Source organism: Pseudomonas sp. GW821-FHT12A04 (assembly GCF_058807755.1).
In genome coordinates this window covers 59567-76584 of sequence record NZ_JBXAQZ010000016.1, presented here as the reverse complement: position 1 = coordinate 76584, position 17018 = coordinate 59567, and the positions used below count along the sequence as shown (strand labels likewise).

General features: G+C 50.9%; 16 protein-coding genes and 1 pseudogene. 16 read left to right on the top strand and 1 reads right to left on the bottom strand.

Going from position 1 to position 17018, the window contains the following annotated elements; genetic code table 11:
• Nucleotides 1-85 precede the first annotated feature (85 nt).
• The 16 genes and pseudogenes from thrC (at nt 86) to AC1RS8_RS23635 (ending at nt 15893) form a co-directional block, all read left to right on the top strand.
• Nucleotides 86-1489, top strand: coding sequence for a threonine synthase (gene thrC / locus AC1RS8_RS23710; protein ID WP_095153011.1), 1404 nt, complete (start codon nt 86-88; stop codon nt 1487-1489).
• A 14-nt stretch (nt 1490-1503) separates the two neighbouring features.
• The gene (locus tag AC1RS8_RS23705; RefSeq protein ID WP_218497838.1) at nt 1504-1941 is read left to right on the top strand and encodes an Lrp/AsnC family transcriptional regulator; all 438 of its coding nucleotides are present in this window, start codon (nt 1504-1506) and stop codon (nt 1939-1941) included.
• 131 nt (nt 1942-2072) lie between these two features.
• Nucleotides 2073-3122 carry a homoserine dehydrogenase gene (locus AC1RS8_RS23700; protein ID WP_458372954.1) on the top strand — a complete coding sequence of 350 codons (1050 nt, stop codon included), beginning with the start codon at nt 2073-2075 and terminating at the stop codon, nt 3120-3122.
• Between the two features lie 2 nt (nt 3123-3124).
• Complete coding sequence (locus AC1RS8_RS23695; protein WP_458372953.1) at nt 3125-4543, top strand: aldehyde dehydrogenase family protein; 1419 nt, start codon at nt 3125-3127, stop codon at nt 4541-4543.
• A gap of 99 nt (nt 4544-4642) precedes the next feature.
• The gene (locus AC1RS8_RS23690; RefSeq protein ID WP_218497840.1) at nt 4643-6181 is read left to right on the top strand and encodes an amino acid permease; all 1539 of its coding nucleotides are present in this window, start codon (nt 4643-4645) and stop codon (nt 6179-6181) included.
• Between the two features lie 34 nt (nt 6182-6215).
• Nucleotides 6216-7418, top strand: coding sequence for a trans-sulfuration enzyme family protein (locus AC1RS8_RS23685; protein ID WP_024777145.1), 1203 nt, complete (start codon nt 6216-6218; stop codon nt 7416-7418).
• Between the two features lie 208 nt (nt 7419-7626).
• Nucleotides 7627-7944: a DMT family transporter gene (locus AC1RS8_RS23680; RefSeq protein WP_223531874.1), complete on the top strand. Its 318-nt coding sequence runs from the start codon at nt 7627-7629 to the stop codon at nt 7942-7944.
• Nucleotides 7945-8388: 444 nt separating this feature from the next.
• Nucleotides 8389-9171 carry a transporter substrate-binding domain-containing protein gene (locus AC1RS8_RS23675; RefSeq protein ID WP_218497842.1) on the top strand — a complete coding sequence of 261 codons (783 nt, stop codon included), beginning with the start codon at nt 8389-8391 and terminating at the stop codon, nt 9169-9171.
• A 57-nt stretch (nt 9172-9228) separates the two neighbouring features.
• A complete protein-coding gene (locus AC1RS8_RS23670; RefSeq protein WP_064676932.1) occupies nt 9229-9957 on the top strand; it encodes an ABC transporter permease in 729 nt (242 codons plus the stop codon).
• Nucleotides 9954-10664 (top strand): ABC transporter permease, encoded by a 711-nt coding sequence (locus AC1RS8_RS23665; protein ID WP_458372952.1) that lies wholly within the window; start codon nt 9954-9956, stop codon nt 10662-10664. The genes AC1RS8_RS23670 and AC1RS8_RS23665 overlap by 4 nt, the downstream gene beginning before the upstream one ends.
• 103 nt (nt 10665-10767) lie before the next feature.
• Nucleotides 10768-11529: an ABC transporter ATP-binding protein gene (locus tag AC1RS8_RS23660; RefSeq protein ID WP_024777150.1), complete on the top strand. Its 762-nt coding sequence runs from the start codon at nt 10768-10770 to the stop codon at nt 11527-11529.
• 12 nt (nt 11530-11541) lie between these two features.
• Nucleotides 11542-12039, top strand: coding sequence for an Lrp/AsnC family transcriptional regulator (locus tag AC1RS8_RS23655; protein WP_458372951.1), 498 nt, complete (start codon nt 11542-11544; stop codon nt 12037-12039).
• 115 nt (nt 12040-12154) lie between these two features.
• A pseudogene (locus AC1RS8_RS23650) lies at nt 12155-13186 on the top strand (HAMP domain-containing protein); the annotation flags it as partial.
• A gap of 72 nt (nt 13187-13258) precedes the next feature.
• Nucleotides 13259-14044 carry a methyl-accepting chemotaxis protein gene (locus tag AC1RS8_RS23645; protein WP_411740885.1) on the top strand — a complete coding sequence of 262 codons (786 nt, stop codon included), beginning with the start codon at nt 13259-13261 and terminating at the stop codon, nt 14042-14044.
• A 338-nt stretch (nt 14045-14382) separates the two neighbouring features.
• On the top strand, nt 14383-14601 hold the full coding sequence (locus AC1RS8_RS23640; protein WP_218497847.1) for a sigma factor: 219 nt from the start codon (nt 14383-14385) through the stop codon (nt 14599-14601).
• 113 nt (nt 14602-14714) lie between these two features.
• Nucleotides 14715-15893: a M20 aminoacylase family protein gene (locus tag AC1RS8_RS23635; RefSeq protein ID WP_218497848.1), complete on the top strand. Its 1179-nt coding sequence runs from the start codon at nt 14715-14717 to the stop codon at nt 15891-15893.
• Nucleotides 15894-16117: 224 nt separating this feature from the next.
• On the opposite strand, the gene AC1RS8_RS23630 is transcribed toward AC1RS8_RS23635, so the two are convergent.
• Nucleotides 16118-17011 (bottom strand): LysR family transcriptional regulator, encoded by an 894-nt coding sequence (locus tag AC1RS8_RS23630; protein ID WP_218497849.1) that lies wholly within the window; start codon nt 17009-17011, stop codon nt 16118-16120.
• Between the last annotated feature and the right edge of the window lie 7 nt (nt 17012-17018).

Here is a 17018-nt window from a genome sequence, read left to right as displayed (position 1 = left end):
GAAAGGCTCACTGCAGCACTGAATTTCAGCAGGGCGCCGCCTTACGGGTGGAAGGCTCAGAAAAGGCGAGAGGGTGTCTCAAATCATGAAGTACGTCAGCACACGGACGCCTGGTAAAGAATTCGAGTTCAGCGAGGTCCTCATGGGGGCGTACGCACCGGATGGTGGGCTTTTCGTTCCTAGCAAGGTTCCTCGCTTCAAAAGCGATGATCTCCTGAAGCTTGAATGGCTACCATTTCACGAACTGGCACGTCATGTGATCGAGCCGTTCCTAGGTGACTATATCCCTCAAAATGAACTGTCTCGAATTCTTGAGGAGACATTTTACGGTTTTAAAAGTAACGCCGTTGCGCCGCTCTATCAGACGGCTACCAATGAGTGGGTATTAGAACTATTCCATGGTCCGGCAGGGGTCTATCAAGACTTCGGTCTCCAATTGATGTCTCGTCTGGTTGAATACTCTTTACTAAGGTCCGGAAAGAAAGCGCTTGTCGTTGGCTGCACTGGTGGAGACACCGGTGTCGCGGCCATCAAAGCCTTCAATGGCATGGAAGGTGTGACTGTGATTGTTCTGCATCCTTCCAGAGGAATAACAGATGAACATCGGCGTCGCTTATTAGGCGCTGCCGAAGAAAATGTTGTAAATATCTTGGTTGAGGGTGATTACGCCGATTGTCATCAGCTGTGCGAAAAATTTCACAGAGGCATTAACGAAACAGGTCAACAATTAATATCTTTCAATTCGGTGAATTGGGTGAGGGTGCTGGCGCATCTGTCCTTCTACTTCTACTCGTCGCTTCAATTAGGTGCGCCTAAAAGAGAGGTGGCGTTCAGTGTGCCTACCGGAAATTTTGGTGCTCTCTATGCAGGCTATATTGCAAGGGAAATGGGGTTGCCCATCAGGCAGCTAATTGTAGCAACGAATACCAACGCGGGTTTGCATGACTTTCTTCAGTCTAACCTCTATAGGCGTAATGAGATTCGTATTACCAACACGCCTTGCATGAATGTGTCGTTAGCCTCTAATTTCGAGCGGCTGCAATGGAGCATTCTCAATAGGTGCAGTGATAAAGTGGCTAGAAATATGGAGCTACTAGAGACGGATGGCCAAATTCAACTGGAACAGGATGAGTGGTTAGAGGCGCGAAAGCTATTTGATTCTTTGGCGGTAGAGGATGCAGAGGCATTTTCCTGTATTCATGAAGTCTTTGTTAAAAGTGGTTACTTGATCAGTCCTAATACCGCGATTGGATTACGAGCTGCGCGAATTAACAGGCGTAGCTTACTGACACCAATGATCTGCTTGGCCACGACGCATCCTTCAAGCTCTGCCTCAGTTCTGGCTGAAGCCGATGTTCAATCTCCAATGAGTGTGGTGAGTGCTCACCCCTTCTCTAATGACGAATGCATTTCAATTTCCAATGATGTTGGCATCCTTACGGAACTCATCAAGACGATATCCCAAGACACGAAGTCTCGCTCGCTATAATCCTGGAGTTAGAGATGAAGCGCGTTTTAGATAAGACGGATGAAAAAATACTGGAAGAGCTTACTCGTAATGCTCGACTTGCGCATAACGACATTGCCATGAAAGTTAATTTGTCTAGGAATGCTGTCAGGCTCAGGATTGAACGGTTGGAGCGGGACGGATATATCAGGGGTTATACCATAATCAAAGGTGGGCCACCTTCCGAGGTTGCGCCAATTAATGCTCTTATTTTTGTGTATCGAAAAGACCGAATGCGTGGTGCTGAAGTAGTGCGTTCAATTGTCTCAATGCCTGAGGTCGTGTCCTGCAATGTAATGAGTGGTGACCTGGATATCGTAGTGACAGTTGAAGCGGCAAGTTCGGATTGTATTCATCGGGTCTGGAGCGACATATCCACGTTGCCAGGAGTTCTGAATACGGTTACGTCTTTTGTATTGTCTTGCACGAAGTAGGTTGCTAGGAAATCAAAACGCTCTCTCCTGCGAGCATTTTGCTCGCAACAATGATCGGTTTGCCATATTCGTATGAGCACTGCTGCAGTTTAGTATTTCAGTACCGAAAACATAACAATGAGGCCCATGTCGTGACTGAATATAAAATTGCTTTGCTTGGTTTTGGTGGTGTAAACCGTGCGTTGACGCAGCTCATTGCAGATAAGAACGAGCACTGGGCTAATGAATTTGGTTTTAAGCTAAAAATTGTTGGTGTCAGTGATCTTTACTTTGGCTCCATCATCAACAAGAACGGGTTGGATGCCCACGAATTGGCCGCAGTTGCTGCTGTAAAAGGGGGGTTTAGAACATTGCCAGCGGGCAGTGCTGAGCCTGCAAATGAGACGGTTATCCGTTTCTCGGGGGCCGATCTTATCGCCGAGGCGACGTTCACCAACCCTGTAGACGGAGAGCCAGCTACGACTTTCTGTCGCTGGGCTCTGGAAAAAGGTATCAGTGTGGTCACCACCAACAAAGGGCCGGTGGCGTTGCACGCTGAAAGCCTGAAAGCATTGGCCAGAAGCACCGGTGCCCAATTCGAGTTTGAAGGCTCGGTAATGAGCGGCACCCCCGTCATTCGTCTGGCTAAAGAGTCGCTGGCCGGCTCGGAAATCAGCGGGTTTAAGGGCATCTTGAATGGTACGTCCAATTTCGTACTTTCTAGCATGGAAGAAGGTCTCGACTTCTCTGATGCAGTCGCCAAGGCTCAGGAACTCGGTTACGCAGAAGCTGACCCCACTGCAGACGTGGAAGGGCATGATGTTCGTCTTAAAGTAGTCATTTTGGCGAATGAGCTTCTGGGGGCGAAGTTGACTCCGAGCGATGTCCTTTGCAAAGGCATCTCGGGGATCACGTCAAAAGATATCGCCGAAGCAACGAAAGCCAATGCCCGGTGGAAACTAATTGGCAGCGCGGAAAAAATGAGCAATGGCTCCATCACTGCATCTGTTAGTCCTCAATTGTTGCCTCAGGGGGACGCACTGGCCGGTGTGAGTGGTGCAACGAATGCAATTACATTTAATACAAATGTTCTGGGCCCGGTAACGGTTGTCGGAGCGGGTGCAGGTCGGTTTGAAACAGCATTCGCCTTACTCTCGGATATCGTCAGCATTCACAAGAACAAAACTAAGATAGGTAAGTGATCATGAATAGCTTGAGTCTTTCGCTCGCTGTTGATTATAAAACCATAACAGTTTTGAGTCCGTATGATGGCGCTGCAGTTGGAGAGGTGACGGACATACCCGCTTCATTTGCCACTGCGATCATTGATACGGCGAAGCTTGGTGCGCTGATTGCCAAAGAACTTCCAAGGCACGAACGTGCTCGCATACTGGAAAAAACCGCTGCTTTGGTTGAGAGCGACAAGGAGGCGTTTGCCAGTCTGATTGTTGCCGAGTCGGGAAAAACGATCAAGCAGGCGAGAAAGGAGGTTTTACGCTGCGTCAATACGCTGAAACTGTCCGCTGAGGAGGCCAAGCGTAATGCTGGCGAAGTGATTCCGTTTGACTCCTATGTAGGATCTGAGTCCCGTCAGGGATGGTTTACTCGGGAGCCTTTGGGGGTAATTGTTGCAATTACCCCATACAACGACCCACTCAACTTGGTCGCTCACAAGTTGGGGCCTGCGATCGCTGGCGGTAATGCTGTTGTACTCAAACCCTCTGAGCTCTCTCCGTTATCTGCCATTAAGCTGGTGGCTTGCCTGAACGCTGCGGGTCTCCCTCCTGCGGTCGTGTCCATTGCAACTGGGGGGGCTGCGCTGGGCAAGGCACTGGTCGCTCATCGAGCGGTACGTATGGTTTCCTTCACGGGCGGTTTTGTTACCGGTGAGCAGATCTCTCGCAATGCAGGCCTTAAAAAACTGGCGATGGATTTGGGGGGCAATGCCCCGGTTATCGTCATGGGCGATTGTGATCTGAATGAAGCCGTTGAGTCCTGTGTATCAGGCGCTTTTTGGGCGGCCGGGCAAAATTGTATCGGTACCCAACGAATTCTTGTTGAAGAGACAATATATGAGGAGTTCAAAAAGAAATTCGTTGTGAAGACAAGTGCTTTAGTCGTGGGAAATCCTGCTGACGAAAGCACGGATGTTGGGCCAATGATTACTGAAGCTGCTGCAAAACGCACTGAAGAAGTAGTTGTCGAGGCAATGGATAAAGGGGCTAACCTGTTATTTGGTAATATACGCCAAGGCTCGCTTTACTCTCCGACGGTCCTGGAGAATGTTAGCCAAAGCTGTAAAGTTTGGTGTGAGGAAGTATTTAGTCCGGTTGTCATTCTTCAACGCGTGGCCTCGCTTGATGAGGCGCTGACACTGGCTAATGAACCAGAATACAGTTTGCATGCGGGTATTTTCACCAGCAATTTGAATGTCGCCATGAAAGCAGCTAAACGACTCGAAGCCGGCGGCGTCATGATTAATGACTCATCTGACTATCGTTTTGATGCAATGCCATTTGGTGGTTCAAAATACGGCAGCATGGGGCGTGAAGGTGTGCGTTTCGCGTATGAAGATATGACGCAACCAAAAGTGATCTGCTTAAACGGTGTTGGCGGAAGTTGATTAAAGGATCGATGTGAATCCCTAGGATTAAATCGGGTCCTCGGCAAGGCTCTTCTGGTCGGTAGAGCCTTGCCCAATACAACAATAAAAGGTAACAAAATGAGTGTGAATGATCTTAATCCCACACGCGTGCCATCGTCTGGTGTAACTCGAAAGAGAGACTTCAGCGCAGAAGATGCGGGCTATCAAAAGGTGCTCAAGCCTCGCCAGGTTCAGATGATTGCCATAGGGGGGGCAATCGGAAGTGGTCTATTCATGGGCGCAGGCGCACGACTCGCCGAAGCCGGACCCTCGCTTGTGTTTGTCTATGCAATCTGTGGCTTTTTTGCGTGGTTCATCATTCGGGCTATGGGCGAACTGGTGATGTATCGCCCATCCTCGGGCTCGTTCGTCTCCTATGCTCGAGAGTTCTACGGTGAGAAATGGGCTTTTGCCGTGGGATGGATGTACTGGACTGACTGGGTAATGGTTGCCATTGCAGATCTCACAGCGACAGCGCTCTACCTGAATTTCTTCAAAGCTTATGTCCCTTTCATGGGCGACATCCCTCAATGGTCCTTGGCACTGGGAGCATTGGGTTTTGTTACTGCGATTAACCTTGTCTCGGTAAAAATTTTTGGTGAACTCGAATTCTGGTTTGCCCTGATCAAGGTGGCTGCATTAACGACCTTCCTTGGGATCGGCATTTACATGGTGCTGTTCGGCACTCCGCTGCCAGGCCATGAGGTTGGATTCAAACTGATTTCTGACAATGGCGGTTGGTTCCCATCAGGCCTCTTGCCCGCCGTAATCATGATCCAGGGGGTGATATTTGCGTATGGCAGTGTGGAGTTGGTTGGTACTGCAGCTGGCGAAGCCCAAGACGTCGCTACAGTCATGCCGAAAGCCATTCGGGCAGTTGTTTTCCGCATTATTGTTTTTTACGTTGGTTCTGTATTGCTGTTGGCAATGCTGCTCCCCCACACAGCGTACTCGGCGGGGGTAAGCCCGTTTGTGACTTTCTTCGGCTCGCTGGGGATCAAGGGTGCAGACGCGATTATGAACATGGTCTTGATTACCGCGGCCGTGTCTTCTCTGAACGCTGGCATTTACTCCACTGGCCGGGTGCTTCGCTCGCTGGCAATCAACGGATCAGCCCCTAGCTTCCTGGCCAAGATGAACCGTCAAGGTGTTCCGTTCGCTGGCATCATGCTGACGACCGTTGCTTCACTAATTGGTGTCGTACTTAACGCCATTGTTCCGGGGGAAGCCTTTGAAATCGCGCTGACACTCACTGCCGTTATGTTGATCGGTTCGTGGTCAACAATCGTCCTGTGTCAGATCAAGCTCTTCAAATACTCCCAGCAAGGTGATCTGGAGCGTCCGGGGTTTCGAATGCCGTTTGCGCCTTACAGTGGTTACGCGACTTTGGGGTTCTTCGGTTTGGTTCTGGTTCTTATCGCATTCGATTATCCCGTAGGTACGTACTCGATTGCTTCGCTGCCGTTTTATGCCACCGCCCTTGTTGTTGGTTGGTACATGGTTCGTGGCCGTGTTCGTGCAATTGAGAGTGGTGAATTAGTCTTTGACGAAAATCAAGAATTGGTCCGAGCAGATCAGACCAACCGTCCTTCTTTCACTCACCTTCAGAATCAATGACACCCAACAAAAAATAACTTTGGAGGAAATAGACATGCGTCCTGACAAAAAGAATCTGTCCACACTTTCGGCGGCTACACTCGCAGTTCATGGTGGTAACGTAACCGACACCACTACTGGTGCTGTTCGCACTCCGCTGGTAATGGCTAACTCTTATCTCTTGCCTGAAGATCCGGCCACGATGGACTGGTCTAGCCCAGACGGCCTTGTGTACACGCGGAACCAGGGGCATAACCAGGTATGCCTTGAAAAGAAACTTGCTGCACTCGAAGGCTGCGAGGCTGCGGTTGTATTTGCTACCGGCGTAGCCGCTTTGCATTCAGTGTTTTTCTCTTTCTTGAAAAGCGGTGACCACGTCATTGTCAGTGATATTACGTATCAGGCTGTATGGCGTCTTTTCGCGGAGCTTTTGCCTGAGCGTTATGGCATTGAAGCCACATTTGTCGACGTAGGTGACCTAGAGGCTGTTCGCCAAGCGATCCGCCCTAATACCAAACTGATCCATACCGAGACGATTGCTAATCCAACCACTAAGGTTGCAGATATCGCTGCGCTGGCTGAAATTGCCCATGCACACGGGGCACTGATTTCCGTCGATGCTACTTTCACTCCACCTCCGTTTTTCCGTGCCAGTCAGCACGGGGTCGACCTGGTCGTCCACTCTCTGACGAAGTATATCAATGGTCATGGTGATGCCATGGGCGGGGTGGTTATCGGTTCCACTCAGATGATTACCAAGATCAAGAATGACGCTCTTGTTGACCTCGGCGCGACCATCTCTCCATTTAACGCCTGGATGATAATGCGCGGTTCAGTCACGCTGCCTCTGCGACTGAAACAACTTCTAAATACGGCTGAAAAATTGGCTGAGTTTCTCAATTCGGATGATCGTATAGCCTATATCTACTATCCGGGGCTTCCGTCCCACCCGCAGCATGAACTAGCCCGTCGGCAATTTGCAGGCAAGGGATATGGGGCGATGATGGCTTTTGCAGTAAAGGGCGATCCGGATACTCAGAATCGGTTCGTTTCGAATCTGCGCATCATCACTTCTGCAGTATCCCTCGGGCACGATGAGTCCCTCATCGTTCATGTGGGTGCGGAAGGCCGAGGCGGCTTTGACAAGTACCCTGAAGAGTTCCGTACCTACGGTCACCTTCGGTTTTCGGTGGGGCTCGAAGATCCGGACGATTTGATCAAAGATATTTCCCTGGCCTTGGACGAGACATTCAAATGATCTGAACGCAAAAAATTGGTGGCACCTTTAGCGTTGGATGTACGGCATTGCTCAAAATATGGTCTGGTCGGTAACCCTCCTTTGCCCCCGTACCAGCGGGGGCTTTTTTAAGAGCCCGATCCATTGTTTTTATTTTCAGGGGCGCGGCCCCAATACTTGTAGGTTGTATTCGTCTTGGTCGTGACGGATCTTTCAATGGAGGCTTATCATGGCTTGGATATGTTTAATATTTGCAGGGGTACTTGAAGTTGTTTGGGCTTTCTCCATGAAGCAATCTGAAGGTATGACCAAGCTTGGGCCGACTGTTGTTACCTTGGTCATGCTAATGGCAAGTTTTGCGCTCCTATCATTTTCCATGAGAAGTCTACCGCTTGGTACTGCTTATACAATTTGGACTGGCATTGGTGCTGTTGGCGCGTTTGCAGTGGGTATCATTTTTCTAGGGGAACCTGCCAGCCTTATGCGAGTTGTCGCAGCTGTCTTAATTGTCAGCGGTCTTGTAATGATGAAGCTGGCTTCAGCTTGATTTTTTCTGTTTCGGTTAGCAAATAAATGATAAGAGTTGGAGTGACGCCTCAGCATTTCCTGAGGGGGTTCATGCGCTGATTTTTTGTTTACCTTTGCAAAACAGGTTTTCAGTCAAGCAGATTGCTCTCTGTTACGAGCGGTTTGCTCATAACATTGATCTGTTTGCCATATTTGGATGAGCGAGCCATCGGCGTACTATCAGTGTCCAGTACCAGGACATGAGGTCTTGATTATGAGTGAGTATAAAATTGCTTAGGAGGTGTATAGCTAAATTTCTATTGCTGTTGATTGCGTAACGCTTGCCACAGCTCTTAAATGGGTGTGCAGTAATGCAACTATTGCGGGGGTTTATATCCGAAATGTAGTTGCCGAAAGAAGAATCGTTAAAGTCGTCAAATCGTTCACTGCCCTTAATCAAACTACAACATCTAGGGATTCTCATATGATTTCGCTTCGAAAGCTCTTCGTGTTAGCACTTTTCCCACTTTGCGCAAATGTCGCTCTGGCCAAGGAGTACAAAGAACTGCGTTTTGGCGTTGATGCTTCTTACGCACCATTCGAATCTAAAGCCGCAGATGGTAGTCTTACGGGGTTTGATATCGATCTGGGTAATGCAATCTGTGCCAAATTGAAGGTCAAATGTACGTGGGTCGAGAGCGATTTCGACGGCACGATTCCTGGCCTGAAGGCCAACAAATTCGATGGCATTCTCTCTTCCATGACGGTGACCCCAGCTCGCGAGAAAGTCATTGACTTCTCAAATGAGCTGTTCTCCGGCGCAACCTCTTATGTGTTCAAGAAAAACTCTGGTCTGAGCGAAGAGGTTACTTCCCTTAAGGGCAAGACCGTAGGCTATTTGCAAGGAAGTATCCAGGAAGCCTATGCCAAAGCGGTTCTGGATAAGGCAGGTGTCAAAACTCAGGCCTATCAGAACCAGGATCAGGTTTACTACGACCTGGTTTCCGGTCGCCTCGATGCGGCGATCCAGGACATGCTGCAAGCTCAGCTGGGTTTTTTGAATTCCCCCCAAGGCACTGGTTATGAAGTCAGCAAGCCCGTTGACAGCGAGTTACTGCCAGCCAAAACAGCTATTGGTATCTCTAAAGGTAACAAAGACCTCAAGGCCTTTTTGGATAAGGGCATCCAAGCGTTACACGATGACGGTACCTATGACTTAATCCAGAAAAAACACTTCGGTGATCTGAATCTCTATAGCGGCAAGTAAGGCCCGGGTGCCCGTCCTTGGGGCGGGCGCTTTATTATCGCGATAGGTTCCTGAATTATGTTCGAAATACTGTTGCAGGCCCTCGGGCTCTCCACATACAGCATGAAAGGGTTCGGTCCTCTGTTGCTGGAGGGCGCCTGGATGACCGTCAAGTTGTCAATACTCTCGCTGCTGTTGAGCGTGCTGCTTGGTCTTATCGGGGCCAGTGCCAAACTTTCCAGTGTCAAACTCCTGCGAATCCCAGCACAGCTCTACACTACCCTGATTCGCGGGGTGCCGGACCTAGTGCTGATGCTACTGATCTTTTACAGCCTGCAAACCTGGTTGACCGGGATCACGCAGGCACTGGATTGGGAATACATAGAGATCAATCCGTTTGTTGCCGGGATCATCACGCTGGGGTTTATCTACGGGGCCTATTTCACTGAGACTTTTCGCGGGGCGATGCTAGCCGTGCCCCGTGGACAGGTGGAAGCGGCCACCGCCTATGGCTTAAGTCGCACTCAGCGCTTTCGCTTTGTGGTCTTCCCGCAAATGATGCGTTTTGCTTTACCGGGTATTGGTAATAACTGGATGGTCATCCTCAAAGCCACTGCACTGGTGTCGATCATAGGCCTTGCTGACTTGGTAAAGGCAGCCCAGGACGCTGGTAAAAGCACCTATCAATTGTTCTATTTTCTGGTCTTGGCAGCGCTTATTTATTTGGTGATTACCAGTACTTCAAACTATGTCTTGCGTTGGTTGGAACGGCGTTATGCGGCAGGTTCCCGGGAGGCTGTACGATGATCGAACTCTTGCAGGATTACTGGAAGCCTTTTCTCTATAGCGACGGCCACCAGATCACGGGGCTAGCCATGACTTTGTGGTTGCTCAGTGCCTCAATCTTCATCGGATTTTTGGTGTCGGTCCCGTTATCCATTGCCCGGGTTTCATCCAAGTGTTACCTACGCTGGCCCGTACAGTTCTACACCTACCTGTTTCGGGGAACGCCGCTCTATATCCAGTTGCTGATTTGCTACACCGGGATCTACAGCCTGGCTGCAGTTCGTGCACAACCGGTGCTCGATGCATTTTTTCGCGACGCGATGAACTGCACCATCCTTGCGTTTGCGCTGAACACCTGCGCTTACACCACGGAGATTTTCGCCGGAGCAATTCGCAACATGGCCCATGGCGAAGTCGAAGCTGCGAAGGCCTATGGCCTGACAGGTTGGAAGCTCAATGCCTACGTGATCATGCCATCGGCGCTACGTCGCTCGTTGCCGTACTACAGCAACGAAGTAATTCTGATGCTGCATTCGACCACCGTGGCCTTCACTGCAACTGTCCCGGACATTCTGAAAGTTGCTCGCGACGCCAACTCGGCGACCTTTCTGACCTTTCATTCGTTCGGTATTACTGCGCTGATTTACTTGGTGGTTACCTTCGCGCTTGTCGGACTATTCCGCATCGCCGAGCGCCGTTGGTTGGCTTTCCTTGGTCCGGCTCATTAGGGCTTGGTACTCCATATGGCCGCTCATTAGGCCTCGGGCTTTGTCGCCGGCTGTCACAGCTGCACAGCGACGCCACATTTTCCCTTAGAGGATGATTGCGCACATGTACAAATTGACTGTTGAAGAACTGCACAAGAGTTACGGTAACCACGAAGTACTCAAGGGCGTATCTCTGAAAGCCAAAACTGGTGATGTGATCAGTTTGATCGGCGCCAGTGGGTCAGGCAAAAGTACCTTCCTGCGCTGCATCAACTTTCTCGAAACACCCAATGACGGAGCCATGAGCCTGGACGGCAAGCAGATTCGCATGGTCAAAAACCATCATGGCATGCAGGTGGCCGATGCCGCTGAGTTGCAAAGGCTGCGCACCCGTCTAGCCATGGTCTTCCAGCACTTCAATCTGTGGGGCCACATGACCGTTCTGGAAAACATCACGATGGCCCCGCGCCGGGTGCTGGGTGTCAGCAAAAAAGATGCCGAAGATCGTGCCCGACGTTATCTGGACAAGGTGGGGCTGCCAGCGCGCGTTGCGGAGCAGTTTCCAGCATTTCTCTCTGGCGGTCAGCAACAGCGAGTGGCGATTGCACGAGCATTAGCGATGGAGCCGGAAGTTCTGCTGTTCGACGAACCGACGTCGGCGCTGGATCCTGAACTGGTGGGCGAAGTACTAAAGGTGATTCAGGGCCTGGCCGAAGAAGGCCGGACCATGATCATGGTGACCCACGAAATGAGCTTTGCCCGCAAGGTGTCGAGCCAGTTACTGTTTCTGCATCAAGGCCGAGTCGAGGAGCAGGGTGGGGCAGAGATTCTGGATAACCCGCGCAGCGAGCGCCTTCAACAATTTCTGTCTAATGGACTGAAGTGAATAGAGTTAACAATGAAAAGGAAGGAAAAAAATCCCGATTTTTCACGAACATTGGGGCGTATTGATGAGGCTATCATTGACGTATTACGCCATGACGGGCGCATCACGTACCAGAAACTAGCAACACTTGTGCACCTGACCGCAAGCCCTTGCCAGGAACGCGTACGCAAGTTGGAGAGGCTAGGGGTGATTCGCGGTTATGGTGCGTTCATCGATGTGCAAAAGGTCTCACCGGGATTGTCACTACAGGTATTGGTCGCTATATCGAGCCAGAATCGGCGCACTGCACAAAAAGCCTTCGAAGCATGTGTAGATAGCTGTTCTCAGGTCTTGGAATGCCATCTTATCAGTGGTCCGTTCGACTACAGCCTGCGTATGCACTGTACAGATATGAAGCACTATCGTGCGCTTACGGAAGTTTGGTTGGAGAATGAGGAGCTGTGTATCGACAAACTGGTTGCCTACCCTGAATTGGCTGTTGTTAAACATTCGTCCACACACCACGACTAGCGGTGTAGTGTAAAAGATACGGGCTACGCATGAGATGAACTGGCGCAGGTCTTAAAGGCCTGCGGTTGGAGTTAAATAATAAAAACAGAAATTTTTAATCTCGGGTAAATTTCCAATGACTGTCCACTTAAGGTTCAGCCACAAAGTTCTGCTCGCCGCATCGCTCGTAGTCATTGCAGCATTCTCATTATTCACACTGTACAACGATTATTTTCAGCGTGACGCTATACATACAAACCTCGAAAGCCACCTTGAGGGGATGAGCAAAATTGCTGCAAGCAATGTCCAAGCTTGGCTGTCTGGACGTGTTTTGCTGATAGACACCGTCGCTCAGACTGTTGCCAACGACAATACGCCGGACAGTGTGGTGCGCCTGCTGGAACAGAAGACGCTGCTTTCAACGTTTAACTTCACCTATCTTGGGGGTATCGACGGCAGCTTTGCGATGCGACCAAAAGACGAATTGCCCGCCGATTATGACCCGCGTACCCGGCCTTGGTACAAGGATGCGATGGCAGCTGGTGGTACGACTTTGACTGAGCCGTACCTGGATGCATCCACTGGCCAGTTGATGATGACCATCGCTACTCCGGTTCACCATGGAAACCAACCTCTCGGTGTGGTCGGTGGTGACCTGACTTTGGATACCCTGGCGAAAATTGTCAGTTCGCTCGATCTGGGCGGCATCGGTTATGCCTTCCTGGTCAGTGCCGACGGCAAGATACTTGCTCACCCGGATAAAGACTTGGAGATGAAAAATCTTATCGATATCTATCCGCAAGACACACCCGCTATCAGCACCCATTTCAGTGAGACTGAGCAGGCGGGTGTTCCTTATATTCTGATGTTCTCGCCGATCAAGGGGCTGCCCTCGGTCAACTGGTATATCGGTTTGTCCATCGACAAGAAAAAAGCCTACCAGGCGTTAGGCGATTTCCGTGCTTCAGCTATTTTCGCCACTCTGATTGCCGTGCTAATCACGTTGCTTCTACTGGGCATGCTAATCCGCGTACTGATGCAACCTCTGAGGTTAATGGGCAAAGCCATGCGCGATATAGCCCAGGGGGAGGGGGACCTGACCCGACGTTTGGCCGTGCATTCTCAAGATGAGTTTGGAGAATTGGCCAGCGACTTCAACCTTTTCGTGGAGCGAATCCAACATTCAATACGCGAAGTCTCATCAGCGACCGAACAAGTCAACGAAGTGGCAAAGCGAGTGATGTTTGCCTCCAGCTCATCCATAGCAAATTCCGACGAACAGGCCAATCGCACCAACAGCATTGCAGCAGCGATCAACGAGCTGGGTGCAGCCGCTCAGGAAATCGCGTGTAATGCCGGTGATGCCTCACTTCAGGCGTCAGATGCACGCCTTCAGGCTGAGGGTGGCCGGCAAGTGGTAGCTCAGACGATCAACGCCATGAACGAGTTGTCAGGAAAAATTCGTGCATCCTGCAGCAACATAGAGACGCTTAATGGTAAGACGGTGAGCATTGGTCGGATCCTTGAAGTGATCAAGGGCATTTCCGAACAGACCAACCTACTAGCGCTCAACGCCGCTATCGAGGCTGCGCGGGCGGGCGAGGCAGGTCGCGGTTTCGCTGTGGTGGCGGATGAAGTACGCAGTCTTGCCTACCGCACTCAGATATCGGCACAAGAAATTCATACGATGATTGAGGAGCTTCAGGTCGGCGCTCGTGAGGCGGTTTGCACCATGAGCGAAAGCGAGCGCTATAGCCATGAAGGTGTGGTTATCGCCAACCAGGCTGGCGAGCGACTAGGGAGCGTTACTCAGCGTATTGGCGAAATTGATGGCATAAATCAGTCTGTAGCCACTGCTACTGAAGAGCAGACCGCTGTAATCGACTCGTTGAATATGGACATCACCGAGATCAAATCCCTCAACCAAGAAGGCGTGGAGAATCTCCAGGCCACCTTGCTCGCCTGTGATGACCTTGAGCAACAAGCCAGCCGACTCAAACATCTGGTGGATAGCTTCCGTACTTAAGTTGAATACATCGAACGCTGTTGATTATTAATAGTTTTTCCTGCTCAGTGGGAACCCCGAGTTCTTGATACTGAGGGCCCATTGAGCAAACTGAATCGCATCGCGTTTCGGATGTATCTCCTTGCCTTAAACGAGGCCAACTCAAAAAGCTATGAGCAAATCGAACTACTTCGAGGCATTAAAATTCAATCACTCGATCAACAATATCCGACCTTTACGTGACCCGGGTTAACGATGGAACGAACTACACATAATGCTGCCTTTCTCAATCGGGTGATTCACCTACAAGCATCGTTCCTCGCAGGCCTGGGCGGAAACGAAAAGCCTATCTCACGTTTTTGTCGGAGCTAAGTGTTCATGCGCGTGAATTTCTGCGTAATAGACTTCAGTGTCAACCAAGTGATATCGAGGACTTGCTACAAGAAACATTCTTGGCCGTGTATAGCAGGCGCGAAACGTACCTCCCAGATCAACCAGCGACGGCTCAGGTATTTGCCATTGTGCGCTACAAACTCGCTCGAGGTGGGCGCGTCATGATGCGTTTCACGACTCGCTAGACAATACAGCTGCCTGCCAGTGATTGAGCAGAGTTTGCAGCACTTAACGTTGATGAGCTTTATATCCTCGCACTTTGCAGGCGAGCCTCCCTTACATGAAACAGGTGAAGTCCATGACCGTTCGACCCATGCTGCCGGGTATCCGTGCCATTGAAGCTGAAATGATTGAGTTGCGCCGTCAGCTTCATGCTTATCCGGAGCTCAGCCTTAAGGAGTTCAAAACCTCAGATCTGGTTGCTGCCAAGCTCGAGTCGTGGGGGTTTGAGGTGCATCGTGGTTTTGGGGGGACTGGTGTTGTAGGGCGTTTTCAGCAAGGTTGTGGAAGTAAGGTCATTGGTATTCGGGCAGATATGGATGCACTGCCGATTCAGGAGCAGACCGGATTGCCTTATGCGAGCCAGCATCCAGGCGCCATGCATGCCTGTGGTCATGACGGCCATACTGCAATGCTGCTGGCTGCCGCGCAGCACCTAGCCAACAGCCGGCAGTTCGACGGTACGCTGGTGGTCATCTTTCAGCCCGCCGAAGAAAGCGATGGGGGCGCGCAGAAAATGCTGGATGATGGTCTCCTGGAGCGATTTCCCTGTAATGCGTTGTTCGGTATGCACAACATGCCTGGGTTGCCAGTAGGGAAGTTGGGTTTTCGGGCCGGACCGTTCATGGCCTCCACCGATACGGTTGAAATTCGAATTGATGGTACGGGCGGGCATGGCGGAATGCCACATAAAGCCATTGACCCCATACTTACTGGAGGGGCAATTGTCATGGCACTGCAGAGTATTGTGTCGCGCAATACGGATCCTCTGGAGACGGCGGTGATCACTGTGGGCTCCTTTCATTCTGGTGAGGCGCCCAATGTCATTCCGGGGCATGCAGTACTCCAACTATGTGTGCGCGCCTTGAAGCCTAACGTTCGTGCCGACCTTCTCAAGCGGATTGTCCAGGTTGCCCAAGCTCAAGCGCTTAGCTTCGGTGCCAGTGTCAGTGTGGAGGTTGATAGGGAAGAATCATTGCCACCCTTGATCAATGATCCTCAGCTTACTGCGTTTGCCCGACAGGTCGCTGTTGATTGGTTGGGTGAAGAGGGGGTGATTCAAGACATGGCACCTATTGCTGCCAGTGAAGATTTTGCAGTGATGCTTGAGCATTGTCCTGGCAGCTATCTCTTTATCGGTAATGGTGATGGGGAAGGGGGGTGCATGGTGCATAACCCTGGGTACGACTTCAACGATGACTGCCTGGGGACGGGGGCTAGTTACTGGGTTCGGTTAGTTGAACAATTTCTGGTTTGAGCTGGTTGAGATCAGGTGCAGTACTTACCCGATCCAGTAGCATTTGTGAGTGAGAGACAGGAGCAGCACAGTCACCAGCGCAATGATCGCGGCACTGGTGAAAACCAGGGATTGCCTCCCCGGCAAGCCCCCCATGAATAAAGAAAGTAACTGTCCGGAAAAAATCGCAATTGAACGGTACGCAAGGTTACGTTCCATCTGAAATACGTCACTCTGCTCAACGGTCATGTGGTTGTCGGTCCAGGCCAGGAACGTTGAAGTGCTTCATTCAAAAAGCGGGTGAAGGCTTGCACCCGAGCGGTATGTCTCAGGTCCTGATGGGTGAGGACCCACAGTCCCGTTTTGAGGGCGTTGAGTCCTACGAACGGGACCCGCTCTAGCCCGGGGGTTGAATCTCCCAAATAGCAGGGAAGTGCGGCTATTCCCAAGCCTCCCAGCGCTGCTTGCCTAAGGGTGACCAAAGAGTCGGCCTTGAAAACAATGGACGTTGCAGGAACGCTGGCACGCAGCCATTTTGCAATATCCATTTGACCAAGTGCGAGATCCGGGGCAAGCCATCGATTGAAGTGCGCTGGATCAACGCTCCCATGACGCTGAGAAAATCCCCTGGCAGCGTAAACGGCAAACCCGACATCGGCGATACGCCTACCGATCAATGCGTCGGGAGGACTGTCACTGGTTCGTATTGCTACATCTGCATGCCGTTGGGCCAGATCGCTGATGAAATTGCCGGTGGTGACTTCAAGTGATATCTCGGGATGGAGTTCACTGAATCCTCCAAGTGCCTCCGGTAAAATGGATGCCATTAAAGTATCGCAGGTGGTAATGCGGAGTATGCCCTCCAATCGCAGATCCTTGCCTTCGAGTTTGCGGGACAGTTCGCTGACGGCGATATTCATGATTTGTGCTGTCTGCAGTAATTCTTCTCCGGCGTCAGTCATTGTGTAGCCGGTCGAGAGGCGATCAAATAGTCGAAATGCATGAAGTTTTTCGAAGGCATTGATACGCCTCAGCACGGTGGTGTGATTAAGATGAAGTGCGCGTCCGGCGGCGGCAAAAGACTTGTGTTCGGCAACGGCAAGTATCAGGCGCAGATCGTCCCAGTCCCAAGTGTGCATATATGCA

Bases quoted from the DNA above. Each gene is read 5' to 3' on its own strand.
- thrC (WP_095153011.1), top strand. From the start codon at position 86: ATGAAGTACGTCAGCACACGGACGCCTGGTAAAGAATTCGAGTTCAGC.
- AC1RS8_RS23705 (WP_218497838.1), top strand. From the start codon at position 1,504: ATGAAGCGCGTTTTAGATAAGACGGATGAAAAAATACTGGAAGAGCTT.
- AC1RS8_RS23695 (WP_458372953.1), top strand. From the start codon at position 3,125: ATGAATAGCTTGAGTCTTTCGCTCGCTGTTGATTATAAAACCATAACA.
- AC1RS8_RS23690 (WP_218497840.1), top strand. From the start codon at position 4,643: ATGAGTGTGAATGATCTTAATCCCACACGCGTGCCATCGTCTGGTGTA.
- AC1RS8_RS23685 (WP_024777145.1), top strand. From the start codon at position 6,216: ATGCGTCCTGACAAAAAGAATCTGTCCACACTTTCGGCGGCTACACTC.
- AC1RS8_RS23680 (WP_223531874.1), top strand. From the start codon at position 7,627: ATGGCTTGGATATGTTTAATATTTGCAGGGGTACTTGAAGTTGTTTGG.
- AC1RS8_RS23675 (WP_218497842.1), top strand. From the start codon at position 8,389: ATGATTTCGCTTCGAAAGCTCTTCGTGTTAGCACTTTTCCCACTTTGC.
- AC1RS8_RS23670 (WP_064676932.1), top strand. From the start codon at position 9,229: ATGTTCGAAATACTGTTGCAGGCCCTCGGGCTCTCCACATACAGCATG.
- AC1RS8_RS23665 (WP_458372952.1), top strand. From the start codon at position 9,954: ATGATCGAACTCTTGCAGGATTACTGGAAGCCTTTTCTCTATAGCGAC.
- AC1RS8_RS23660 (WP_024777150.1), top strand. From the start codon at position 10,768: ATGTACAAATTGACTGTTGAAGAACTGCACAAGAGTTACGGTAACCAC.
- AC1RS8_RS23655 (WP_458372951.1), top strand. From the start codon at position 11,542: ATGAAAAGGAAGGAAAAAAATCCCGATTTTTCACGAACATTGGGGCGT.
- AC1RS8_RS23645 (WP_411740885.1), top strand. From the start codon at position 13,259: ATGTTTGCCTCCAGCTCATCCATAGCAAATTCCGACGAACAGGCCAAT.
- AC1RS8_RS23635 (WP_218497848.1), top strand. From the start codon at position 14,715: ATGACCGTTCGACCCATGCTGCCGGGTATCCGTGCCATTGAAGCTGAA.
- AC1RS8_RS23630 (WP_218497849.1), bottom strand. From the start codon at position 17,011: ATGCACACTTGGGACTGGGACGATCTGCGCCTGATACTTGCCGTTGCC.